Annotated in this window: 28 protein-coding genes; 9 read left to right on the plus strand and 19 right to left on the minus strand. The window is 72.1% G+C overall.

What is annotated here, in order from left to right; genetic code table 11:
• Nucleotides 1-34 precede the first annotated feature (34 nt).
• The 6 genes from FHU30_RS22105 (at nt 35) to FHU30_RS22130 (ending at nt 4,686) form a co-directional block, all read left to right on the plus strand.
• Nucleotides 35-805, plus strand: a complete 771-nt coding sequence (locus tag FHU30_RS22105; RefSeq protein WP_253878445.1) for a DUF2637 domain-containing protein — start codon at nt 35-37, stop codon at nt 803-805.
• Nucleotides 806-900: 95 nt separating this feature from the next.
• A complete protein-coding gene (locus tag FHU30_RS22110; RefSeq protein ID WP_253878446.1) occupies nt 901-1,266 on the plus strand; it encodes a hypothetical protein in 366 nt (121 codons plus the stop codon).
• A gap of 143 nt (nt 1,267-1,409) precedes the next feature.
• A complete protein-coding gene (locus tag FHU30_RS22115; protein ID WP_253878447.1) occupies nt 1,410-3,410 on the plus strand; it encodes a DNA translocase FtsK in 2,001 nt (666 codons plus the stop codon).
• On the plus strand, nt 3,407-3,778 hold the full coding sequence (locus tag FHU30_RS22120) for a hypothetical protein (protein WP_253878448.1): 372 nt from the start codon (nt 3,407-3,409) through the stop codon (nt 3,776-3,778). Before FHU30_RS22115 ends, FHU30_RS22120 begins: the two co-directional genes overlap by 4 nt.
• Before the next feature lie 168 nt (nt 3,779-3,946).
• Complete coding sequence (locus tag FHU30_RS22125) at nt 3,947-4,156, plus strand: hypothetical protein (protein ID WP_253878449.1); 210 nt, start codon at nt 3,947-3,949, stop codon at nt 4,154-4,156.
• A 125-nt stretch (nt 4,157-4,281) separates the two neighbouring features.
• On the plus strand, nt 4,282-4,686 hold the full coding sequence (locus tag FHU30_RS22130) for an MmpS family transport accessory protein (protein WP_253878450.1): 405 nt from the start codon (nt 4,282-4,284) through the stop codon (nt 4,684-4,686).
• On the opposite strand, the gene FHU30_RS22135 is transcribed toward FHU30_RS22130, so the two are convergent.
• A complete protein-coding gene (locus FHU30_RS22135; protein ID WP_253878451.1) occupies nt 4,683-6,059 on the minus strand; it encodes a helix-turn-helix domain-containing protein in 1,377 nt (458 codons plus the stop codon). The genes FHU30_RS22130 and FHU30_RS22135 overlap by 4 nt on opposite strands.
• 200 nt (nt 6,060-6,259) lie before the next feature.
• Between FHU30_RS22135 and FHU30_RS22140 the strand changes: the two genes are divergently transcribed.
• The 3 genes from FHU30_RS22140 to FHU30_RS22150 are packed head-to-tail and all read left to right on the plus strand — an operon-like array spanning nt 6,260 to nt 7,708.
• Nucleotides 6,260-6,484 (plus strand): hypothetical protein, encoded by a 225-nt coding sequence (locus FHU30_RS22140; RefSeq protein WP_253878452.1) that lies wholly within the window; start codon nt 6,260-6,262, stop codon nt 6,482-6,484.
• The gene (locus FHU30_RS22145; protein WP_253878453.1) at nt 6,481-7,485 is read left to right on the plus strand and encodes an MvdC/MvdD family ATP grasp protein; all 1,005 of its coding nucleotides are present in this window, start codon (nt 6,481-6,483) and stop codon (nt 7,483-7,485) included. The genes FHU30_RS22140 and FHU30_RS22145 overlap by 4 nt, the downstream gene beginning before the upstream one ends.
• Nucleotides 7,486-7,489: 4 nt before the next feature.
• On the plus strand, nt 7,490-7,708 hold the full coding sequence (locus FHU30_RS22150) for a hypothetical protein (RefSeq protein ID WP_253878454.1): 219 nt from the start codon (nt 7,490-7,492) through the stop codon (nt 7,706-7,708).
• Between the two features lie 87 nt (nt 7,709-7,795).
• On the opposite strand, the gene FHU30_RS22155 is transcribed toward FHU30_RS22150, so the two are convergent.
• The 18 genes from FHU30_RS22155 to FHU30_RS22240 all read right to left on the minus strand — a co-directional run bounded on the left by FHU30_RS22155 (nt 7,796) and on the right by FHU30_RS22240 (nt 20,922).
• Complete coding sequence (locus tag FHU30_RS22155) at nt 7,796-8,005, minus strand: hypothetical protein (RefSeq protein WP_253878455.1); 210 nt, start codon at nt 8,003-8,005, stop codon at nt 7,796-7,798.
• Nucleotides 8,006-8,015: 10 nt separating this feature from the next.
• Nucleotides 8,016-8,711 (minus strand): C40 family peptidase, encoded by a 696-nt coding sequence (locus tag FHU30_RS22160; RefSeq protein ID WP_253878456.1) that lies wholly within the window; start codon nt 8,709-8,711, stop codon nt 8,016-8,018.
• Complete coding sequence (locus FHU30_RS22165) at nt 8,695-9,123, minus strand: WDGH domain-containing protein (RefSeq protein ID WP_253878457.1); 429 nt, start codon at nt 9,121-9,123, stop codon at nt 8,695-8,697. The genes FHU30_RS22160 and FHU30_RS22165 overlap by 17 nt, the downstream gene beginning before the upstream one ends.
• Entirely contained in the window at nt 9,120-9,641 is a 522-nt protein-coding gene (locus FHU30_RS22170) for a hypothetical protein (protein WP_253878908.1), read from the minus strand. Before FHU30_RS22170 ends, FHU30_RS22165 begins: the two co-directional genes overlap by 4 nt.
• Nucleotides 9,641-9,928: a hypothetical protein gene (locus FHU30_RS22175; RefSeq protein WP_253878458.1), complete on the minus strand. Its 288-nt coding sequence runs from the start codon at nt 9,926-9,928 to the stop codon at nt 9,641-9,643. The genes FHU30_RS22170 and FHU30_RS22175 overlap by 1 nt, the downstream gene beginning before the upstream one ends.
• Before the next feature lie 33 nt (nt 9,929-9,961).
• On the minus strand, nt 9,962-11,824 hold the full coding sequence (locus tag FHU30_RS22180) for a hypothetical protein (protein ID WP_253878459.1): 1,863 nt from the start codon (nt 11,822-11,824) through the stop codon (nt 9,962-9,964).
• On the minus strand, nt 11,821-13,224 hold the full coding sequence (locus tag FHU30_RS22185; RefSeq protein WP_253878460.1) for a hypothetical protein: 1,404 nt from the start codon (nt 13,222-13,224) through the stop codon (nt 11,821-11,823). Before FHU30_RS22185 ends, FHU30_RS22180 begins: the two co-directional genes overlap by 4 nt.
• A complete protein-coding gene (locus tag FHU30_RS22190; protein ID WP_253878461.1) occupies nt 13,225-15,627 on the minus strand; it encodes a phage tail protein in 2,403 nt (800 codons plus the stop codon). It abuts the gene before it with no gap.
• Nucleotides 15,628-15,657: 30 nt separating this feature from the next.
• Nucleotides 15,658-15,861: a phage tail assembly protein T gene (locus FHU30_RS22195; RefSeq protein ID WP_253878462.1), complete on the minus strand. Its 204-nt coding sequence runs from the start codon at nt 15,859-15,861 to the stop codon at nt 15,658-15,660.
• Between the two features lie 26 nt (nt 15,862-15,887).
• Nucleotides 15,888-16,271, minus strand: a complete 384-nt coding sequence (locus FHU30_RS22200) for a phage tail assembly chaperone (RefSeq protein WP_253878463.1) — start codon at nt 16,269-16,271, stop codon at nt 15,888-15,890.
• Complete coding sequence (locus FHU30_RS22205) at nt 16,268-16,753, minus strand: phage tail tube protein (RefSeq protein WP_253878464.1); 486 nt, start codon at nt 16,751-16,753, stop codon at nt 16,268-16,270. Before FHU30_RS22205 ends, FHU30_RS22200 begins: the two co-directional genes overlap by 4 nt.
• Nucleotides 16,753-16,980: a hypothetical protein gene (locus FHU30_RS22210; RefSeq protein WP_253878465.1), complete on the minus strand. Its 228-nt coding sequence runs from the start codon at nt 16,978-16,980 to the stop codon at nt 16,753-16,755. The genes FHU30_RS22205 and FHU30_RS22210 overlap by 1 nt, the downstream gene beginning before the upstream one ends.
• Nucleotides 16,977-17,324, minus strand: coding sequence for a hypothetical protein (locus tag FHU30_RS22215; RefSeq protein WP_253878466.1), 348 nt, complete (start codon nt 17,322-17,324; stop codon nt 16,977-16,979). The genes FHU30_RS22210 and FHU30_RS22215 overlap by 4 nt, the downstream gene beginning before the upstream one ends.
• Before the next feature lie 22 nt (nt 17,325-17,346).
• Nucleotides 17,347-17,763 (minus strand): HK97 gp10 family phage protein, encoded by a 417-nt coding sequence (locus tag FHU30_RS22220; RefSeq protein ID WP_253878467.1) that lies wholly within the window; start codon nt 17,761-17,763, stop codon nt 17,347-17,349.
• Nucleotides 17,764-17,766: 3 nt separating this feature from the next.
• Entirely contained in the window at nt 17,767-18,219 is a 453-nt protein-coding gene (locus FHU30_RS22225; RefSeq protein ID WP_253878468.1) for a hypothetical protein, read from the minus strand.
• On the minus strand, nt 18,216-19,034 hold the full coding sequence (locus FHU30_RS22230; protein ID WP_253878469.1) for a head-tail connector protein: 819 nt from the start codon (nt 19,032-19,034) through the stop codon (nt 18,216-18,218). The genes FHU30_RS22225 and FHU30_RS22230 overlap by 4 nt, the downstream gene beginning before the upstream one ends.
• Nucleotides 19,031-19,804, minus strand: a complete 774-nt coding sequence (locus tag FHU30_RS22235) for a hypothetical protein (protein ID WP_253878470.1) — start codon at nt 19,802-19,804, stop codon at nt 19,031-19,033. The genes FHU30_RS22230 and FHU30_RS22235 overlap by 4 nt, the downstream gene beginning before the upstream one ends.
• A 650-nt stretch (nt 19,805-20,454) precedes the next feature.
• Entirely contained in the window at nt 20,455-20,922 is a 468-nt protein-coding gene (locus FHU30_RS22240; protein WP_253878471.1) for a hypothetical protein, read from the minus strand.
• Between the last annotated feature and the right edge of the window lies 1 nt (nt 20,923).

The following is a 20,923-nucleotide window of genomic DNA, read 5'->3' on the forward strand; positions in this document are numbered from 1 at the left end:
CGCGGGCAACTACCCGACCCCACTGGACACGGCCATGAGGAACCTCAACCCCGTCTCCGCCGTCCGCAGGAGGCTGGCCCGGCGCATCAGGCAGGGCAGCCCGGCACCAGCCGCACGCCAGCAGCAGAGCAGCGGCTACGTCCGGCTCGGCGGTGGCCTGTCGCTGGCCGCGCTCGCCGCGATCACCGCCGTCATCTCCTATCAGCACGGGCTGGACGTCACCCACCGGACCGGCAGCCACGGCTGGGTGGCCTACCTGGTGCCGCTGGTGGCCGACCTCATGATTTTCGGGTCGTCGCTGGCCCTCCTGGACGCCGCGCAGCACGGCATGCGCAGGCCACGCCTCGCGGTCACGTCGCTGGCCTTCGGGATCTTGTCCACGGTGGCCATGAACGTGGCATCCGGCTGGCACGTCGGGCGCGGAAGCGCGCTGGTCAGCGCACTGGCACCGGTGGCACTGGTGCTGTCCTACGAGACGCTGATGGGCATGGTCCGCCGGGCCCGCGAAGGCGGCCCCGCTCCGGCCGACGATGGCAGCAGCGAGCCAGTGGCACGCTGCCCGCACGGGGTGGCGTCCACCGGCGAGGACGCGGCGCTGACGGCGTTCCTGCACCAGCGCGACTGCTCGGAGGAGAGGCCGTCCATCAGGCAGGTGGCCCAGGCGTTCGCGGTGAACCGGAACCGGCTGTCGGAGATGGTCCGCGAACACGGCGAGCGCGGCGCACAGGAACCTGACGGCGAGCCGGGCGTTCCGCCCGAGATCAACGGGCGTGTGCCAGTCATGGCCGGTCGGGACGCGTCGTGAGCCAGCTCAAGAACTCGCGAGATCCTCCGCCTGCCGCACCGCGCAACCCGTCCCGTCCCTGATCCCGGGGGCGGGATACACCCATGGGAGAACCTATGCACACCCAGAGCAGCTACCCCATCCGGCCGCCCAACAGCACGGCGGCCGAGCCCCGGCAGCAGCCGCAGCAGTACCCGACCGCGCAGTTCCCCGCCCAGGACAGCGGCCGGACGCTCATCCTGATCATCGCCGTGTTCGCGGTGGTGATGGCGTGGAAGCGCCACAAGACGACGCGCGTCCCGATCGTCGCCGCGCTGATCGTCGGGCTGATCCTGGCCGGAAGCGTGTTCGGGCCGACCGCGCTCCAGACCATCAGCAACACCGGCGGCCAGGTGCAGAACGCGGTCAACGGCATCCAGGGGCCCGGCTACAGCAACAACCCCAACACCGGCAACGGGAACGGCGGCGGGGGCACTCCGTAGGGCCGAAACGGGGCGGGCGCACGTCCGTGACCCTGTTCCGGCCCTGTTCCCGCCCCCTTCCCGGAGCCGTTCTCAGGCCCTTCCCGGCCTGTTCCCAGGCCCTTCCCACCCCTGTTCCCGCTCACGAAACCGCAGGCCAGGAGATGGACACCACTACCCGCACCGAGAACCGCGCCGAATGGCGCGCCCGGCTGAGGATTTGGGACCGCCTGCCCGCCGGCCGAACGGGCGAAGCGCGCGCCCGTCTCGGACGCGGCTACCAGCGCGCGACCGCGCAGCTCCCCGAGTGGCTCCAGGCGTCCGACCTGGACGAGGCGGAGCTGACCCGCCGCGCCAAAGACCGGCTCATCGACCGGTCCCGGCAGCGCCGCGACGCGCACATCGAGGCCGAGCGGCAGCGCCGCGCCGACTACGGGCACGGCTACCGGCCCGACCCGCCGCCTCCGGTCGAGACCAACCCGACCCCGACGAGCGGGGAGGTCGCCTCCGAGCGGCGGCGAGCGCGGATGGCGCGGTGGGGCTGCCTGGTGCTCGGGTCGCTGCTGCTGCCGCAGGTCGCGGTCCAGGTTCCGCTGCTGCTGCTGGTGCTGCCGGTGGCGGTGGCCGCCTACCTGTGGTGGACCGGCGCGGAGCAGCCGGAGCCGCCCGCGACCGCGGCGACCGCCGACCTGCCGCCGGGGCCGCCCGCCGTCCGGGCGCCGAAGACCGGCACGGCGCTGGACCTGCTGCACGCCGGGGCGGCCAGCCGCGACGACGGCACCGACGCCGAACGCACCAGCGGCATCCTGGACAAGGTGCTGGCCGAGCACAAGGTGGACGCCCGCGTCACCGGGCACGTGCGCGGCCCGACCATCACCCGGTACCTGCTCACCCTCGGGCCGGGCGTGCGCGGCAGCAAGGTCGCGGCGCTGGCCGACGACATCGGGCGGGCGATGGAGTGCGAGCATCCGCCGTGGGTCGGTGCGGCGCGCGGCGATGACCGGCTCGCGGTGGAGCTGCCGAACCGGGTGCGGGACATGGTGATGGTCGGGGACGTCCTGCGGGGCCTGGACTTGGCGGGCGCGGGTCCGCTGACGGTGGCGCTGGGCCGGGACGTGGACGGGACGCCGGTGGGCTGCGACCTGACGGCGATGCCGCACCTGATGGTCGGCGGCGCGACCGGCAGCGGGAAGTCGGTGTTCCTGAACTCGTTGATCTGCGGGCCGCTGGTGCGCGGGATCCCGCCGGAAGTACTGCGGATGATCCTCATCGACCCCAAGCGGGTGGAGCTGGCCGCCTACCGACCTATCCCGCACCTGCTCCGCCCGATCATCACCGAGGCCGCCGACGCGGTGGAGGCGCTGGCGTGGCTGGCGCGCGAGGGCGGCGAGATGGACCGCCGCTATGAGGTACTTGCCGCCAACGGCTGCAAGCACATCGACGGCTACAACACCAAGGTCAGGAACGGCACGGTGCGGACCCTGCACGGCCAGGCCGCGCAGCTCATGCCGTATCTCCTGGTCGTGCTGGACGAACTCGCCGACCTGATCATCATCGCCCGCGAAGACGTCGAGACGCACGTGGTGCGGATCATGCAGCTCGCCCGCGCCGCCGGGATCCACCTGGTGGTGGCGACCCAGCGCCCGTCCGTGGACGTGGTCACCGGGCTCATCAAGGCGAACATGCCGTCCCGGCTGGCATTCGCGACGTCCTCGCTGGCCGACTCCCGCGTCATCCTCGACCAGGGCGGCGCGGAGAAGCTGATCGGCGCGGGCGACGCCCTGTACCGGCCGATGGGCGCGGGCAGCGCACGCAGACTCCAGGCAGCGATGATCACCGATGAGGAGATCGCCGCCGTCGTCGCCCGCGCGACCGGCACAACCACCGAGGCTCCGCCCGCCGACCCGCCCGGACCCGACCCCGCGCCCGCCGGCCCCGCCGACGAGCTGCTGGCCACGGCCGCGCGACTGGTCGTCGAAGCGCGCGCCGCCTCGACGTCGATGCTGCGCCGCGAGCTGCGGATCCGGCACGGCCGCGCCGCCGCGCTCATGTCCGCCCTCCAGGCCGCCGGGGTCGTCGGGCCCGCCGACGGCACCGCGCCCCGCGCCGTCCTGGCCACCCGCGCCGACCTGCCCGTGATCCTCGCCCGACTGGAGACCCGATGAGCGACACCGACCTGGACCCGTCCCGCATCCCCGAGCTGCTGGAAGCCTGCGACGAGCTGGGCAGGCACGCCCCGAGCCTGTACTTCGTCCTGTCCGCGCTCGGCTCGGTCGCGTCGATCTGCGAGGACAACGTCCCGGCGATCTGGGAGGAGACCTCCGAGCTGCGCCGGGGCGAGCGCGTCACGGCCATCCACATCATCGGCCTCGGGCACCGGGTGCTCCGCGACGTGCTCGCCGAGATCGAGATGAGCGGCGCGAATTCCGAGGCGATGGGGGCGCTGGAGGAGGCGACGGAGATGTGCGGGGAGCTGTCGGAGCGGCTCGCCGAGGCCGCCGCGTACATGCGCACCGCCCCGGCCCGCTCCTAGGAGGCCCGATGCACCTGATGTGCGCGGCCTGCATCCGCGAGGGCCTGGACCCGGTCGGCGGCTGGAACGGTGCCCGCGTCGCGTTGACCGTCCTCGGCGGTGAGGCGCTGTGCCGCGGGCACCTGCCCGGCCTTGAGTGTCAGCGGCCCGGCATAGCATGTCCGGGTGATGACCCCCGACCCCTTGATCAACCTTGACCGGGCCCGGCGACGTCTGCGCGCGGCCGAGGCGCGGCTGTCCGCGCTCGCCGCCGAGATCGCCGACCCGATGGACCTCACCGAGCGCCAGCAGGCGGCATGGGACGCGGCGTGGTCGGCCCGGCGCGAGGCGCTCTCTGCGATCCGGGAGTGCCTCGGGGAGTGGACGACGGCCGCCTGAGACAGGCAACCACCGCCCGCCAGCGTCCGCCTGGCGGGCGGTCGCGTGTCCGCATCCTGCCGGACGGCCGCCCGGACGCGCGGCGCTGTCTACCGTGGTGGACACCCCTCATCACGGGAGTCCCCATGCAGCACCCCGCCCGCCTCGCTACCGCCCTCGCCGCCGCCGTCGCCTTGGCGGCCTGCCAGAGCCCGGACCGGGCCGCCGACCCCACCATCGCTCCGCCCACGCAGGGCAGCGGCCCCGCGAAGGTGCAGCACAGTGTCGTGTACGAGGTCACCGGGACCGTGAAGACCGCTGACCTCATCTACGCCACACCGTCCGGGACGGAGAAGCTGCCCGGCGCGAAGCTCCCGTGGCGCAAGCAGCTCGCGGGCGGGGCCGGTCAGTTCCTCATGGTGAACGTCTCCAGCTACAGCACGAGCGGCTCGGTCGCCTGCACGATCACGGTGGACGGGAAGGTCGTGAAGCAGGCCGCGTCGTCCAAGGAGGCGGTCGTCGCATTCTGCGACTACGCGACGCCGAGCTAGGCTCGCACGCCCACGCGTCCCGCGAAGGCGCGCAGCCCGGGCAGCGAACCCCGGCGGTCGGCGCGCAGCAGGTCCTGGACCATGCGGCGGACGGGCGGCCGGTGCCGGACCTCATCCGGTGCGATCCGCTCCACGCGTCGCAGCACCCGGTAGCAGGCGTCAGGCTTGCCCCACTGGTGGTAGGCGCGGGCGACGTCCACACCGAGCCGCCCCTCCCGCTCCCGGGTCGGCAGCTTCACGCCGCGCAGGCGCTGCGCGTGCTCGATCGCGGTGCCGTTGTCGCCGAGGACTTGGGCGATGCTGACCTGGTAGAGGGTCACGTTCGAGGGGCCGAACGCCGTCCAGCGGTGGTTGGCGTCCGCTCCGAGGCGCTGCGCCGTGTCGGCGGCCTCGGCGATGTAGTCGCGGGCGGAGTGCCGGTCGCCGTCCACCGCAGCGGTGTAGGCCGCGATCTGGAGCAGGTTCCCGTACATCGACAGGTGCTCATCGCTCGGGTCGCCGGTCGGCTGAAGCTCGTGGGCTGCGGCCAGCAGCAGCCGCTGGGCCTGCGCACGCTGGCCGGTGCGGCGCATGACGACCGCGACCGCACGGCGGGCGTCAGCGAGCGTCAGCGGGTCGCCGCCTGCCGCGGCGGCCTGGACGGCCCGGTCGGCGGTGACTCCGGCGAGCCGGTCGTCGTTGTGCTTGAGCAGCAGAGCGTTCGCCGCGAGGTACACATCGGCGAGAATCGCGTTCGCACGCTCGGTCTGCCCGTGGGGCGCGTGCTCACGCGTGGCCGTGGCGGTCGCGACCAGGGCAGGCAGTGCCTGGGTGAGCGCGTCGTAGTGGGCGGCCTGGAACTGGTCGCGGGCGCGCCGCGCGGCCGTCTCCAGCCGGTCCAAGGAGACGGGCGCGGTACGGGCGGGCTCGTACAGGACCCGGTCGAGGTCGAAACACTGGTCGGCGAGGGCGTTGCGCGGCAGACCCAGGGTGGCGGCTCCGGCCAGGCCGGCGCTCGCGGCCAGCAGTTCGCGTCGTCGCACAGGGTCCTCCTCGGTAGCACCGCGGTCACCGGGCACCACATTAGGCCCCGATGGCGTGCCGAGTCCCTCGTCTGCACCGGCAGATTCTTCCTCGGCCGGGAGGAGCCCGAAAACGGTGGGTGAGACGTTCAGCGCCGTCGCGAATCGCCGGAGAATACCGACATCGGCCAGAGGTGCGAGGTCGCGTTCGAGCCGGGAGAGGCGCGAGGCGGAGTAGCCGCAGCGGCGGCCGAGTTCGGCGAGGGTGAGCCCCTCGGCCTGCCGAAGGATCCGCACGACCCGCCCGTACTGCTGGTGCGCGATCGCCTCGCGGAGAGAGGACGTCGTCCACACCGGATGATGAGGATCCACCACACCACCGCCTACTTGTGGGCGTAAGGCTCCGTGCACCGAACGTAGGTCCGTTCGCAGGTGAGTTCCAGCCCGTTTGCCGAATCCGCAAACGATGTGCGGCCCGCGCACATCCCCCTCCCTACCCGCGCGGATCGGCGGCGTACTGGGAGGCACATCGGCCCGCACCAGCGGGCCGCAGCATCGGTCGAGGAGCAACCATGACCGCTACGGCAAGCCCCACCGCCCCGCTGCCCTTCCCGCTCCAGCGTGAGATCACCGTTCCGGCGGCGCTGGCCCCCGACATCCCCGGCCTGGTCTACGACCACGTCAGGGGCTTCAACACCATCGGCGGCAAGGCGATCGACCCGGTCCGGCTCGGCACCTGGACGACCACCTACAACACCGCGGGCAATGACAACAAGAGCGACGAGGAATCCAAGTGACGTCGGGTCGCACGGTGCTGGTCGTCACGGCCCGCGACGACCACACCTCCGACCTCATCGTCCAGCGGCTCCGCGACCACCATCCGGACGTCGGTGTCGTCCGCATCGACCCCGCCGACGACACCTACCCCCTGGAGATGGCCGTCGAGCTGCACGGTGACCGGTGGGAGGGCACCATCTCCCAGGGCCCCGTCCGCCTCGACCTGTCGCGGGTCGGCGCGGTCCTGTGGCGGTGGGCGTGGGATCCCCAGGGGCATCCAGGCATCGGCGACGAGCTGGCTCGGGCGTGGGCCGCGCAGGAGGACGCCGCGGCGCTCCTGGGGACCCTCAAGGCCCTGCCCGCGTTCTGGGTGAACCATCCGGACGCTGCGGCCAGCGCTGTCCCGAAACCGGTCCAGCTCCGTGTCGCCGTCGCATGCGGGTTCGCCGTCCCGCGGACGCTCGTCACCACATCCGGCTCCGCCGTGGCCGGGTGGGCTCGGCGGCACTCCATCGAGGAGCAGACGCTGAACAAGGCGTGGCATTGCCAGGGCCTCCGTGACGGCGGCATGGTCCCAGCCGAGCGCATAGAGGTCGCCGGACTGCCTGGGGAGTTGCTCGTTGCCTCGATGTTCCAGCACCTCATCCAGGGTGCTCACGTCCGACTCACCGCGGTTCGGGACCAGCTGTTCGCCTGCGAGATCCGCGGGACCACCCGAACCGACTGGCGGCCCGAGCAACAGCAGGCCGAGTTCCTCCCGCTGGAGGTGCCTGTGAGCGTCCGGGCGCACGTCCGGAGCTTCATGATGCGGTTCGGGCTCAACTACGGCGCGTTCGACTTCGTCGCGGCCGAAGGCGGAACGTGGTGGTTCCTGGAGTGCAACCCGACCGGCCAGTACGGATTCGTGGAGCTGAAGACCGGTCAGCCGATCACGGCGGCCCTGGCTGCCGTGCTGGCTTCGGAGGCGGTGAAGGATCGCCCCGAAGCTCGCCCCGAAGCAGCGCTCGCAATGGCAGGCTGAGACCATGCAAACCCCGTCGTTCGAGGAGTTCCTCCTCTCGGCTCAGCTCGACGCCCAGTTCAGCGTTGCGGGCGTGCAAGCTGGGGCCGGGTGCTGGAAAGGCGAGTGGCTGTACGCGCTCAAGCGGGGCGACGGCCCCGGCACGGTGCACGTCATGCAGGACGCGGCGAGCGCCCTCCGGGCAGTCTCGAAGGCACTCGCAGGGACCCTGGAAAAGATCTGAGCACGCGAAACGCCCCGTCACCGCCGAAGCGGTGACGGGGCGTCGTGCCGGTCCGGCTTCCCCACCGGCCAACCGGGTCAGGCTATGTCACCTCGGCGTATGCCTCGCGAGCCACCCGCCCGCGAAGGTGAGCCCAGCGACGATCAGCGCCGTGACCGCCGCCTGGAGCGGCTCGGCCAGCCCGGACAGCCCCGGCAGGACGTGAACGACCCAGCCGACGATGAACGCGGCCACCAGCGCCGCCGACGACGCAGCCACCACCTTGCCCTCGACCTTGCTATCGATCGGTTCGGACATCACGGCCTCCTCAAGTGATCGGCGCGGTCCACGCCGCGCGCCACGTCGCCGGGCCGACAATGCCGTCCACTTCCAGGCGCTTCTCGGTCTGGAAGCTCCGGCACACCGCTGACGACTCCGGCCCGTACGCGCCGTCCACGGCCAGATGCCAGCCCCGGCGGCTCATCTGCTGCTGCCACGTCCGGACGTCGCCGCCCGTCATGATCGGCGGCTGCCGGAGGTACCGGCCGGGCCACGGCGGCGCGACCGGCGGCGGCGGGGACGGCGTGCCCGCGTAGGCCGGGTAGCCGTAGCCCGCGATGCCGCTCGTGCGGACGCGCCGCCGCACCATGTCCTCGGTGTTGCCCTCGATCGAGACGATCGAGCCGTCCGCCCTGAGCGCCTCGACGACGCCGACGTGATCGATCGCAGAGAGGTCCCGCGAGCCGCCCCAGTCGAAGAACACGATCGCGCCGACGCGCGGCACCTCTCCCCAGCGGCCGTGTTCCTTGAACCACTGCGCGTGCGACGGCGTGTAGGCGAACCGGCCCACCGCAGGCAGGCAGCCCGCACGGTCGGCGCACCAGGCCAGGAAGATGTCGCACCACGGAACATCGCCGAGCCCGTACCAGTCGGTGAACTTGTTGTGGTTGCTGCCCGGCGGATGCTCGCCCTGCCCCAGCTCGCCGCGCGCGACGGTCAGGAGATCCTCAGCGCTCCCGGTCATCGGCCACCTCCGGGTCGGACTCGACGACGCTGCCCGGCGTCTGCGGGACGTCCTGCCGCCCGTCCCACGGATGCACGGGTGCCCCGTCCTTCGGCTCGGGCGGGATCGGCTCATCGGCCATGGAGACCTCCTCGGTCAGGGCGGCGGTGTACGCGTCGAGCCGCCGGTACTTCTCCTCGACGTCATGGCCGTCCCACTCGGCCGCCGCGCCGACGGGGACGTGGTGGAACAGATCCAAGTCGCGCGGAGCGATGTGCCAGGAGACCTGGCCGGTCGGCAGGGTCACGTAGAGGACAGGCCAGTCCGGGGCCTCCTCATCGGCATTCGGCACCATCACCGCCGGGTAGAGCGCGGCGAGGTGGGCGACCAGGTGATGCCGCTCGCGGTAGACGCCGTCCAGCGGTTCGGTCACGGTGGCTCCTTACCGGTGCAGGTCCACGCTCCGCCGCTCAGCTTGTCCGGTGGCGTGCAGTAGACGGTGGACGGCGCGGGCCCCGGCGACCCGGATGGGCCCGGCTCACCGGGAGGCCCCTGCGGTCCGGACGGTCCGACCGGACCGGGCGTCCCGTCGCGCCCGCTGGGCCCGTCCCGGCCCGGCACACCGCTCGCACCCGGCGACCCGGCCGGGCCACGCGAACCGGCCGGGCCTGCCGAGCCCGCCCGGCCGGGAGAGCCGCTGGAACCCGGAGCCCCGGACGAGCCCGGCCCGCCCGGCGGGCCGGCCGAACCGGAAGGGCCCGGAGCTGGCGACACCGACGGCACCCCGCCGAGGTCGCGGACCTGCCGGGAAAGGGTGTCCACCTGCCGCTCCAGCCGCGCCCGGTCGGCGCGGGTCTGGCCGATCAGCGCCGCCAGGTAGGTCGCCCCGACCACCAGCAGCAGGACACCGACCAGGACGAGCACGTCGCGCACCCGCACATCTGGCCGCATCAGTGACCGCCCTTGAAGAGGTAGGTGATGATCACGGCGGCGACGACGGACGACACGGCCGCGCCGATCGCCGCGTAGATCGCGGTCCGGGCGGTGTTCCGGGCGTTCTCCAGCTCGCGTTCGAGCCGGGCGATCCGGGTGTCCTGCGCGGCCTCGTTGGCGAGGTACACCTCGCGCAGGACGTACTGCGCGAGCTGGGTCGCGATGGCCTGGAAGTCGTCGCGAACGTCCCGCCGGAAGTCCTCGATCTTGCGGGAGAGTTCACCGAGACCCGGCTCATCCGCCACAGCGCCCCTGCCGGATCTCCAGGGCGGCCACCGCTACCCCTTCTTCACGTTCGGGGCCGGAGCGGCGGCGGCGTCGGCGATCTGCGTGGCGAGCTGCCAGGACGCGACCTGGTCCAGCTCTAGGCGGCAGGAGTTGTCGGCCGAGTTGTACTCGGTCGCGACCACACGCCAAACGGTGCCGTTGTGCTCGGGCGGCGGCGCGGTGGTGCCGTGCGAGAAGTCGTTGATACGCCCGGACGGCAGCAGGTCGGTGATGCGGATCAGCTTGCCGGGGCGGATCTCCCACGGCTGCACCATGCGGCTCGCGCCGGTCCAGGAGTTGACGCCCTTGTCGTAGAACGGGATCGGGCGGCGCACCGTCAGGGTCCCGGCGTTGCGGACCTTGCCGTAGCGCTGGAGGATGCCGAGCATTTCCGTGAGCGGGGTGTCGGGGTCGGTCGGCTCTTCGCGGATAACGGTGATCGCGCGCGTCAGCTTCGCCCAGTCCAGCTCCGGGACGGCATCGGACTCTGGCAGCACTTCGGTGAGCCCGGAGTTCGCCGAGTCCCAGTCCGCGCTGTCGGTGAACTTGTAGAACATCTCGTTGCGCAGGTCCGACCCGTTGGGCTGCTCTTCCAGCCCGTCCGCGGAGGTCGCCTGGTAGCCCCAAGAGGCCGGCCAGGTCGCCCACTCGAACCGGAACCCGTTGATGTTCTGGTCATTGTTCTGGTCAGTGGCCCCGTAGCGGCTCTCCCACAGGGCCCAGTAGGCGGTCGGCTCGGCGGCCACCATGTCGTTCAGGATGTCGGCGGCGGTCGCGCCGTCGAAGTAGGTCAGGTGAGTCCACGTGCGGGCCGAGGTGTAGTCGATCCAGATGTCGGAGGCCCGCACCTGCCCGGTATCGCTGCCCCACGGTTGGAACCAGCCCCCGACCAGCAGCCGTCCCACCACGTCCTCGACGATCTGCGGCAAGGTGACGTAGTCGGTGGTGTAGTTCGATGAGGCGGTCAGGGAGTTGCCGTAGCGATCCATTCGCACGGCGTAGACGTGCGGACGGCTGATCCGGCCGAGAACCGCGTCCGGCGGCGTGATGTAGGCACCCGAGCCGGAGCCCTTGCCCATGTTGATGCGCATGACCCAGCCGTCGTTGCACGAGATGCCGCCGGTCGGGTTGTAGTGATCGTAGGCCGCACCGATGTACCTGGTGTGCCTGATGTTCTGGGTGTAATTGGTGGCGTCGATGTCGATGGCGCTCGTGCTGTACCCGGAGATCACGTCAACCGAGTTCCACAGGTTGACCGCCGTGCCGGATCCTCCGCTGGCGCTGGTGGCACCGACCCCGGAGAAGGTGATGTCGTAGCGGGCGACGAACTGCTCGCACTCCTGGCCGCGCCGCCAGTCCAGCGCCGTGTAGAGCGTGCCGAGGGCAAAGGAATAGCCACCGGCCCAGCGGATCTCAATGGTCTGCCCGACGGTGTCCACGCTGGCTTGCCACCAGGACGTCTTGCGTGGCACCCACGACTGAACGTCGCTGTCGGCGTACCAAATCGGCCGCTGCACATCGGACGCGGCGACCATCGCCCCGAGGCAGCCGACCTCCCACGTGTCGTCGGCGCTGTTGCGCTTGGGGTCCTCGATCCGCCCCTCCCAGACGATCGAGGCATCCCTCAAGTCCACGATCTGGACCCGGTTGAACAGCCGCACCACCCGCTCGAACGCGCCGGCGTCGGTGTCGTACAGGTAGCCGGTCGCCCCAGCAAGGATCGCGGGCCGGTGCAGCCTGATCGTCGCGCTCGCGAACCCTCCGGGGACGACACTGCGGAAGGTGATGTCCTGCACGGCATTGGTGACCCAGATGTCCCAGGCGTCCTGGTAGTTGTTGATGATCCTGACGCCGAGGGGGACGGGGATGCTCACGGCGCGACCTCCCGCCAGCGCGGCCAGTACGACACCTCGACGCTCTTGGTGTTGGTGATCGTGCCGGTGTCGGTGAGCAGATACCAGCGGTTCGTCACGCCCGGCACCAGCACCGGCAAGCCACCGATCCGGGGGACGAGCCCGCCCGCATTGTCGATCATCCGGTTGGAGGGCGTCGCCCCGAACGGGCTCGTACCGGCGGCCATGCAGTAGGTGGTGTCGTTCGGGCCGTCCAAGATCAGGTAGCCGCTGGAGGCGGCCTGGTACACCGCGCACAGCCGCTCATCGGCGGGCAGCAAGTACAGGTAGTCCATGTCCAGGCTGGCGGTACCCGAGGCACGAGACACCTGGAGGCCGAACTGAGAGGTGGCGTAACCGGCGGCCAGTGCGCTGTAGCCGATCGAGACCGGCGTGGCCAGCGACGGCGGGAACTCCATCACGCCCAGGTCGATGAGCTGGAAGGTGCCGTTGGTGATGGTGGCGGTCACCGTCGGCCCGGAGGAGGTGTCGTTGCCGAGCTGCTGGAAGCGGAACTGGTAGGTCGAGGTGGTCGCGGCGGCAGCGACGGACGCACGCAGCAGGACCCGGTACCGGCCGCGTAGCGCCTCGGCCGAGGTCGCGGACGGAAGCGTGGTGTACGTCAGCCGCGTGGTCATCCCCGTGGCCGTCGCGAAGGTGGTGGTGGCCGCCTTGTTCCCGCTCCCGGAGAACGACGCGGTACCCGCGGTCGCCGTGGTGTCGGTGCCCATCGTGCCCGACTCGGCCTGCGCGAAGAGGGTCACTGCGCCGGGGTTGTTCGTGGTTCGCTGCGCCAGGAACATGCTCGTCCCTGCCGCAAGACTGCCGAGCCGGACGAACGCGGGGCTCGGCGCGTCGCCGAGGATCCCCGTCATGTCGATGCGGCTCGGGTTGCTCCCTGCGGCCGGGTCGTTGGTCACGGTGACCGCCGCCAGGTCTACGCGCGTGCCGATCGCGAACGGCTCGGCGAGGACCGAGGCGTTGATCCGCCACGCCTGGCCGGGGATGAACTGGTTGTCCAGGGTGAAGGTGTCGGAGCGCAGCGTCCGGAAGAAGACCGGATTGCTGCCGAGGTCGGGCTTGTACATCAGCAGGTTGGACGGCTTGGCGACCTCCCGCTCGAACGCCTTGAGCTGCGTGTACCGGTCCGCCTCGGTGATGCCGGAGAGCTGGAGGGTGAACCGCAGCTCGCGCAGGTCGTAGGCGGCGCTGGTGAGGAACCCGCCGTCCGACATGGCGTTCGTGACGATCGAGCGCCGCAGCGACGGCGGCGAGACGTCGAAGCCCTCGCGCAGCGTGGCCCAGGTGTTCCCATCGTTCATGTCCAGCAGCACCGTCGGGCTGGCGATCGGCTGGTCCACGAACTTCCATGCGGCGACCACTTACCCGGTCCTCCTGCGCTGTTCGGTCGCCCGCCCCGTGTACCGCGAGACGGTGTCGGACACCAGCCGCCCGTCCAGGTAGGCTGCGCCGACGCCCTGACGCCGCATCGCCTCGGTGAGCGCGGCGGCCATCCGCGCGTAGTCGGTGCCGGGCTGGCGGCGCGCAGCGGCCCGCGCGGTGCCCGGCGGTGTCGGGGTGCTCCACCCGTAGCCGGGCGTGCCGGGCGCGACGGCAGCGGCCTCGGCCAGACCACGCGCAGCCCTGCTGACCAGCTCGCGGCTGCTGTTCATGCCGAGCGCGAGCCCCTGGCCCAGATTGACGCCGAACCCGTGGAAGAGGGTGGACGGCGAAGCGATCCCGAGGACGCTGCGGACCGGGCCGGGGATGATGTCGTGGACGAGCCGCATCACGGCGTTGTAGATCCACTGGGCCATCGACGCCAGCCCGTTCCACAGGCCGATCATGACGTTCCGGCCGGAGTTGTAGAGCAGCTTGCCGAGGTCGCCCAGCGACCGCAGGATCAGGCCGGGCACGCGTGCGACCTGCCCGAGTAGCCAGTTGACCTGGTTCACGGCGGCCTTGGCCATCCCGGCGAACCAGCCGCCGACCTTGGACGCCAGGTTGCCGAGCGCGGACAGGTTGGCCATGAAGCGGCCGGGGATGCCCTTGATCCAGTTGACGATCGCGTTCCACACAGCGACCGTCGTGTCCCTGATCTGCGTCCAGTGCTTGATCACCTGGCCGTAGATCGTCCAGTTGAGGAAGAGCTGCCAGATGAACCCGGCGATCTTCTTGATCCAGTCCCAGACGAACTGCCACGCCTGAACCGTCCAGCTCTTGATCTTGTTCCAGTTCATGACGATCAGCACGACGATCGCGACGACGGCGGCGATGACCAGCGCGATCGGGCCCATGGCGATCAGCCAAGCGGCGGCCATCCGCACCGCGTTGGCCATCGCCTGGACGCCCATCAGGATCCACCCGCCGACGACCCTCGCCGCGACGATGGCAAAGGTCGCGGCGGCCTTGGCTCCCTCGGCCACGGCCGCCGCCGACGCCCTGGCGAACGCCGCCACCGCCTTGGCCGACTCCGCGACAGCGTGAGCCCCGACCACCGCCCAGGAAGCGATGATCCGGCCCGTCGAGGCCGCCGCCGAGGCCGCCATCTTCCCGGCCGAGACCGCGAAGCTCCCGGCCGCCTTCCCGACCTTGGCGGCCATCCCTCCGGCCGCGTCGCCGCCCTTGAAGAACGCCTTCCCTACCAGCCCCAGTCCCGAGACCAGCGGCGCGACCTTCGTGCCGACCAGCCCGGCGAGGATCGTCCACGCCAGGAACTTCGACAGGACGCCCTGGACCGGCTGCGGGAGCTTGGAGAACGCGGTGGCGAGCTGCACGATCACCGGCAGGACGCTCGGGAGGATCTGCATGAGGTTCTGGAGGGTCTGCCCCAGCAGGCGGAAGGTGTCCCCGAGCTTCTCCTTGCCCTCCGCCGAATGCGTCCAGGCCGCGAACTTGGCCGTGAGCTGCACGATGCTGTTCAGCAAGGTGCCCGCACCGCTGCTGGCCGCGCCGAAGATGCCCAGCAGCGCCGAGCCGAGGTTCACCACGATCCGCCAGAGCTGCCCGAGGACGACCACGGCGGCGCTCATCCAGCGGGTGGCCTGCCCGCCCACGGCGATCCGCGACAGCCACAGCCCAGCCTTGGTCATCGCCTCGCCGAGCGCGTTCCCGATCCGCCCGAAGCTCCCAAGAAACACGTTCGCGAGGTCGCGGAAGCCGCGCAGCAGCACCGGGACGCCGCGCCCCACGCCGTCGATGGCCCGCGCCACGTTCGCGAACAGCCGCTGGAGGAACGAGATCGTCGCCGACTCGCGCAGCACGCCGAGGACCCGCGCACCGAGACGGCCCCACGCGGCGGCGACCTGCGCGACACCGGTCGTCAACGGCCCGCGCAAGTCCTGCGCCAGCCCCTTCGCCGCGCCCTTCATCGGCTCGAACAATGCCTGCTGCGCGATCGCCTGGAGCCCGCCGAACGTCTTGCCCAGCTCCCCGACCACCGACCGCGCAGCGGGCGGCAACGCCTTCAGCTGCTCATTGAACTTCTTGGCATCCCCGGTGATCGCCGACCCCAGCACCTCGCCGACGCCGGACAGGCCGAGTTTCAGCGGCAGCAGCGCCGCCGCCGCGCCCGCCGCCGCGCTCGGCACCGCGCCGAGCACCCCGACGGCCGGCGCCAGCGCGGTGACGAGCTGCACCGCCGACCCGGCCAGCACCGCCAGCCCCGCCGAGCGGGAAAGGTTCTGGAGCGCCTCGGCGTGCTTCTCCAGGTCGCCGATCTCCTTCTTGACCCGCTCGACGCCCGCGCGGACCTCGGCGTCGTGCACGCCGATGCGGATGATCAAGTTGCGGATGGTCGCCAACGCCCACCCCCATCACTGGTCCCAGTCGGGCAGGAAGTCGGCGGGCGTGAACGGCTCGGACTTCTCATCGCGGTTGCCGTTGGCGATCGTCGCGGCGATGATCGCCGCCTGGTAGTCGCCGCGGTCGGGGCCGAGCGGGCCGGCCACCCGCTCGTAGGCGGACCACTCGGCCAGCTCGCGGGCGTCGATGGTCGCCAGCAGGCGACCGACGGTCATGCCCAGATGCGCGGCCAGCCGGAACGCTAGGCGTCGATCTGGGCGCTTCCGAAACCCTCGGCCAGCTCCTCCACGTCGCTCTCGCTCAGTCCGGACAGCCGCTGCGCGGCGTCGAACACCCGCTGGAGCGCGCTCGCGGACTTGCTGCCGAGCTTGATGACGTCCGCGGGCTCGAACACCAGCTGGCCGTCGGAGTCCACGACCGTGATCGCCACCAGCCGGGCGCGGAGGTTCCGCGCGTTGACCCGCTGCTGCCCGCCCGCCTGGATCAGGGTCTTGCCCTCGAACTCGTCCCGCTCCGCGCCGGACAGCGACCGGACGCGGACCTGCCCGCCCCACTCGGGGACGTCCACCACCTCGTACCGGCGGTCCTCTGCGGCGAGGATGGCCGCCTTGTCCAGCAGGCTCACGGGATCACCACGTCCTGGGCGGGCACGGCGGTGATCGCGAACTCGATCGGGACCGTCGCCGGATCGGAGCCCTTGGTGCTGCGCTCCTTGCCCACCGACGCCACCCGGACCGGGAACACATCGCACTTGCGCCCGGTCACGTCGCCGCCGTCCAGCCAGATCACGAACCCGTTGGTGTCGAGCGGCATCAACGTCCGCGCGTCGCTGCCCGTCGAGTCGGCATAGAACGTCAGCGAGGAGTCCTTGGCGTCCGTCCGGCCGGGGATCTTGGCGGTGAAACGGGAGTCCATGGTGGGCGCGTCCACGACGTCGCTCGACACCATCCAGCCCTTGTTGTCCGCCAGCTCTCCGGTGACGTCGATCGCCGCGTTCAGCTCCGCGCGCGTCGGCGCGGACTTGTTGGCGATCGAGGTGGCCCAGTAGACCTTGGTGGTGCCGGGGTTGATGTACCGCGACGACGCGGTGATCGGGGTGGCAGGCATCAGGACTCCCGTCGGGTGCTGCGGCGGCGCGGCGCGGGCCCGCCGGTCTCGGGTGCGTCTTCGGCGGCGAGGGAGTCGGGCGGCGGTTCGTCGTCCGGCACGTCCACCGCGTCGGCGAGCGCGTCCACCGGCACCCACCCCGCCGCCCCCCAGATCGGCACGGCCGAGGCGGGCACCTCGGCGGCGTCGGCCAGGTCCGGGTGCCGCATCCACACGGTGGTGCTCATGACGTCGGGACCCGCACGACCAGGACCGTCACACCGGACGTCGCCGAGTAGGTGATGTTCGCGCGCCCGGTCGAGGTGTTCTTGTACGGGAAGTCGGTCAGCGGGATGCAGTGCTCGCCGGTGGTCGCGGCGACGCTGAACGTGCGGTTGGCGACGGTCAGGTCCCCGTCCACCAGTCCCGGCACAGCGAGCGTGACCGTGACGGCCGAGCCGCTCGTGTTCTTGACCAGCAGGAACATCCCGCCGCCGGTCGCGCAGTCGTCACCGCCCGCCGAAGCGGCCGTGAACAGCGTGTCGATGCGGGTCGCCTGCTTGGGCACGACGTTGGTAGTGAGCGCGGCCATTGGCCCCCTCCTGAGTGATCGGTCAGCGGAAACCCGCCGCACGGGTCGCCTTGTCCACGGCCTCGGCGATCTGCCGCTCAGCCGCGTCGCCCTTGGCCTCCAGCGCGGGCGCAAGGAACGGGCGGGCGCGCTGCGCCACCCACGTCTTCCGGTGGCCGTACACCGGGTGCCGGAAGGTCCCGTCCCGGCCGCCGTGCTCGAACGGGCGCGCGTGCGGCGCGACCTTCCGGTTCACCACCACCGAGACCCCAGCGCTCCTCCCGGTCAGCCCCACCCGGACCTTGATCGCCGCTGGGATGCGGGTGGACCACGACGCGCGCGCCTGCGCGTCCTCGGCGACGATCCGCCCCGCTGTGCGCAGGCCCGGCCGCAGCGCACGCTTCAGCTCCGGTGGGATCTTGCCGAGGTCGTGCACCAGCTTGCGGACCTCATCGGACATCGCTCACCTGCCTGCGAAAGCGTCCACCGAGACGCTGAATTTCACGGTCGCGAGCGCGCCCTCGGCGGTCTGCTCCGGGATCAGCTCCTCGGTGGCCAGCCGCGCACGCAGCACCAGGCCGCCGAGGGTCGGGTCGCGTGCCAGCTCGGCATCGACCGCGTCCACCAGGGCGTAGGCGCGGTCCCGTACGGCCTTGGCGTCGCGCTCGTGCCCCTTCCAGCAGGAGGCGACGCACGCCACCGTGTAGGACTCCCGGTCCGGCGTGACCGCCATCTGCTCCGGGCTCAGCATCGAGACCACCACCGCCTCGCCGGGTGTGCCCGTGAACCCGATGCACACCGTGTCCGGCGGTTCGACGTCCACCGGCTGCCCGTCGGTCACCTGCACACCCGGCAGCGCCAGGCCCACCCGCTGCACGAGGGCGTCCAGGACGGCGGGCACCGTCGAGACGCTCACGCGATCCCGCCGACCGGCTCGTTCAGCAGCTCCAGGGCGCGGCGCGGGATGCTGTAGGAATAGCGCGGGTCGTAGTCCTCGCTGCCGGACTGGAACGGGCCGCGCTGCGGGCCGCGCTGGGTCTCCCACATGTGCGCCGTGATGATCAGGCACGCCTCGCGCCAGGCGGGTTTCACTGCTGTACGGCCCGCGACGTAGGTCACGGTCACGTTCTGGATGCCGAACAGCCAGAGCTGCGGGAAGTCGGCCGCTACCCGCCGGAGCACGCCGGACTCGGCGTCCACCAGGTAGTCGGCGGGCGTCAGCGTCGTCCCGGACTCGACCACCGACACGATCGACAGCACCGGTGTGCGTGTCAGCAGCAGCGACGACCCGACCAGGCCCCCGTAGGTGTCGGTGAAGGTCCGGCGGACGATCGCACCGACGTAGTGCTCGACGACATCGGTCGCGGCGCGGAGCATGTCCTGCACCTCGCCGTCCTGGCTGGTGTCGTCCGCCGCGATCCGCAGCTCGGCCTTGGTCTCGGCCAGGGAGACGAGCTGCCCCGGGTCGGTGGCGAGCACCTCGAACACGTCCGTCCACGCGCCCGCGTTGCTGCCGGTGGCCAGCCAGCGGACCACGTGCCGCCCGGACAGCGTGGTCGGGTAGTCGTAGTTGTAGACGCCCGTCGAGGCCGCAGACACCGTGGTAGGACCGGCCGCCGTCCCGTCCGGCAGAGTGATCGTGACCGTAACGGAGCCCGCATTGGCGAGCGCGCCGGTCGCGTCCCGGATCGTCACCGACAGCGGGACGACCTCGCCCAGGTCATAGCTCACGAGCCACCTCTCATCGCCGGTCCCATCCGCGCCTGCCCCGCCACCGTCGAGCCGGACCGTGCCGCGCCGGTCGTGGTCGCCCCGGACCGGGCGGCGCCTCCGACGAGCGGCCCGGTCCGCGCCGCGCCGCCGAACGCCGCACCGGACCGGTCCCGGCCCGCCACCGAGCCGCGCGTCGGCGCGGCCACCGCCACGCCCTGCAAGGGCAGCGGCAGGAACACACCAGTCCGCGCCGGACCGGTACGGGCCCGGCGACCGCACACCCGGCCGGGCGGCAGCGCCTGCGGACCCGGCGGAAGCGGCGGCGGGAACGGCACCGCGAGGAACCGGCCGTGCCGCACCGGACTCGTGCGCGGACGCCGCGCCCCGAGCCTGGCCGGGTAGGACGGCGGCACCGCCGGGACGAGCCCGAACCGGCCGCGCCTGACCGAGCCGAGGCGCAGGCGGCGCCCCACCACGGCGGCGGGCACGGGCGGGGTCGCCTGCTGGACCACGCCCGGGACAGGCGCGTACCGGCCGCGCCTCGGCGCGGGCGGCCTCGGCCGACGACCCAGCAGGCCGGCGGGAGCGATGGGCGGCGGTGCGGGCGGGACCGCGCCGACCAGCGGTGTCGGCGCGAAGTGGCCGCGCCTGGTCGCGTGCGGCTTGGCGCGGCGTCCCGCGACCGCGCCGGGCGTCCAGGTCGGCACCGCCGAAACCGCACCTGCCAGCGGCACGGGCGCGAACCGGCCGCGCCGGGGCGACAGCGACCGCACACGCCGTCCGGTCACGGCGGACCGCGGCGGGTCCGCAGGCTGAACCGGCGGAGCAACGACCGGCACCGGGAGGAACGCGCCGCGCCGGACGGGCGGCCGGGCCCGATGCCCGGTCAGCCACGGCGGCGGCCACGCGGGCGGAACGGCAGGCGCGACCGCGGGCGGAATGACGAGGAACCGCCCCCGCCGCGCTCCCCCGGTCCGCGCCCGCCGCGCGACCTGCGACGGCGGGGCGAGTGCTGGCGGGACAGTCGGGGCGACGGCGACCGGGACCGCCAGGAAGTCACCGCGCCGGATCGTCCCTGCCCGGGGCCGCCTGGCCGTCAGCCACAGCGGCGCTAGCGCGGGCGGGGTGACTGTAGCGGCGGCGGGCGGCAGCTTGAGGAACTGCCCGCGCCGTAGTCCCGCCGTCCGTACCGGCCGCCGCACCCCCCAGGACGGCGGCACCGGCACGGACGGCGGGACGGTCTGGATCCGGCCACGACGCGGGCAGGGCGCGGGGCGACGCGCCTGCCGCACCATCGGCGGCGGTACCCCGGGGACGGAGGCCGCGCTCGGCGGCGGTACCTGCCAGATGGCTCCGCGCCGCGACCGGACGTTACGGGCCTGCCTCGCCACGGGCCCTCCCGACGGTCAGGCGTTCGCTGCCTCAGCGCAGGCGGCCCCTACTCCTCAAATTCCGCACTCAGCACAAGCTTGTGCGAGGCGGGGAGCGCGTTGTCACGGTTGATGAACACCAGGCCGTTGGCGGTGCCAGCCGACACCACCAGCTCCTCCAGCAGCTCCCACGGCAGGTCCGCACCCGATTGGGAGTTGAACGCCGCGCGGAACATGTCGGCGGTACCGAGCGTCGGCGGCGTCGAGTAGGCGGTGTTCCACACCGATCCGGCCGCCGCCGTGTTCGGGTCGAGCTTCACCGGCGTCATCCCGGCCGTCGGCGTGGTGCCCGCCGTGGTGACGCGGTTGATGCCCACGACGAGCTGCTGGCTGGTGGGCGTGCTGGCACCGGCCACCACGCCGAGCGTGACCCGACGGAGCTTGTAGCCGTTGTTCGCCGAGGCCATCAGCCAGGCGAAACCCGTGTCCACGGCCAGCGCCGCCGCGGACTCGACCTGCACGGAGTAGCGGGCCATG

The sequence above is a fragment of the Actinomadura rupiterrae genome (assembly GCF_024172125.1).
Classification (GTDB): Bacteria; Actinomycetota; Actinomycetes; order Streptosporangiales; family Streptosporangiaceae; genus Spirillospora; species Spirillospora rupiterrae.

Excerpts from the sequence above, each read along its gene's own strand:
- FHU30_RS22105 (WP_253878445.1), top strand. The coding sequence starts at position 35 with ATGAGGAACCTCAACCCCGTCTCCGCCGTCCGCAGGAGGCTGGCCCGG.
- FHU30_RS22110 (WP_253878446.1), top strand. The coding sequence starts at position 901 with ATGCACACCCAGAGCAGCTACCCCATCCGGCCGCCCAACAGCACGGCG.
- FHU30_RS22115 (WP_253878447.1), top strand. The coding sequence starts at position 1,410 with ATGGACACCACTACCCGCACCGAGAACCGCGCCGAATGGCGCGCCCGG.
- FHU30_RS22120 (WP_253878448.1), top strand. The coding sequence starts at position 3,407 with ATGAGCGACACCGACCTGGACCCGTCCCGCATCCCCGAGCTGCTGGAA.
- FHU30_RS22125 (WP_253878449.1), top strand. The coding sequence starts at position 3,947 with ATGACCCCCGACCCCTTGATCAACCTTGACCGGGCCCGGCGACGTCTG.
- FHU30_RS22130 (WP_253878450.1), top strand. The coding sequence starts at position 4,282 with ATGCAGCACCCCGCCCGCCTCGCTACCGCCCTCGCCGCCGCCGTCGCC.
- FHU30_RS22140 (WP_253878452.1), top strand. The coding sequence starts at position 6,260 with ATGACCGCTACGGCAAGCCCCACCGCCCCGCTGCCCTTCCCGCTCCAG.
- FHU30_RS22150 (WP_253878454.1), top strand. The coding sequence starts at position 7,490 with ATGCAAACCCCGTCGTTCGAGGAGTTCCTCCTCTCGGCTCAGCTCGAC.
- FHU30_RS22155 (WP_253878455.1), bottom strand. The coding sequence starts at position 8,005 with ATGTCCGAACCGATCGATAGCAAGGTCGAGGGCAAGGTGGTGGCTGCG.
- FHU30_RS22160 (WP_253878456.1), bottom strand. The coding sequence starts at position 8,711 with ATGACCGGGAGCGCTGAGGATCTCCTGACCGTCGCGCGCGGCGAGCTG.
- FHU30_RS22170 (WP_253878908.1), bottom strand. The coding sequence starts at position 9,641 with ATGCGGCCAGATGTGCGGGTGCGCGACGTGCTCGTCCTGGTCGGTGTC.
- FHU30_RS22195 (WP_253878462.1), bottom strand. The coding sequence starts at position 15,861 with ATGACCGTCGGTCGCCTGCTGGCGACCATCGACGCCCGCGAGCTGGCC.
- FHU30_RS22205 (WP_253878464.1), bottom strand. The coding sequence starts at position 16,753 with ATGCCTGCCACCCCGATCACCGCGTCGTCGCGGTACATCAACCCCGGC.
- FHU30_RS22210 (WP_253878465.1), bottom strand. The coding sequence starts at position 16,980 with ATGAGCACCACCGTGTGGATGCGGCACCCGGACCTGGCCGACGCCGCC.
- FHU30_RS22215 (WP_253878466.1), bottom strand. The coding sequence starts at position 17,324 with ATGGCCGCGCTCACTACCAACGTCGTGCCCAAGCAGGCGACCCGCATC.
- FHU30_RS22220 (WP_253878467.1), bottom strand. The coding sequence starts at position 17,763 with ATGTCCGATGAGGTCCGCAAGCTGGTGCACGACCTCGGCAAGATCCCA.
- FHU30_RS22240 (WP_253878471.1), bottom strand. The coding sequence starts at position 20,922 with ATGGCCCGCTACTCCGTGCAGGTCGAGTCCGCGGCGGCGCTGGCCGTG.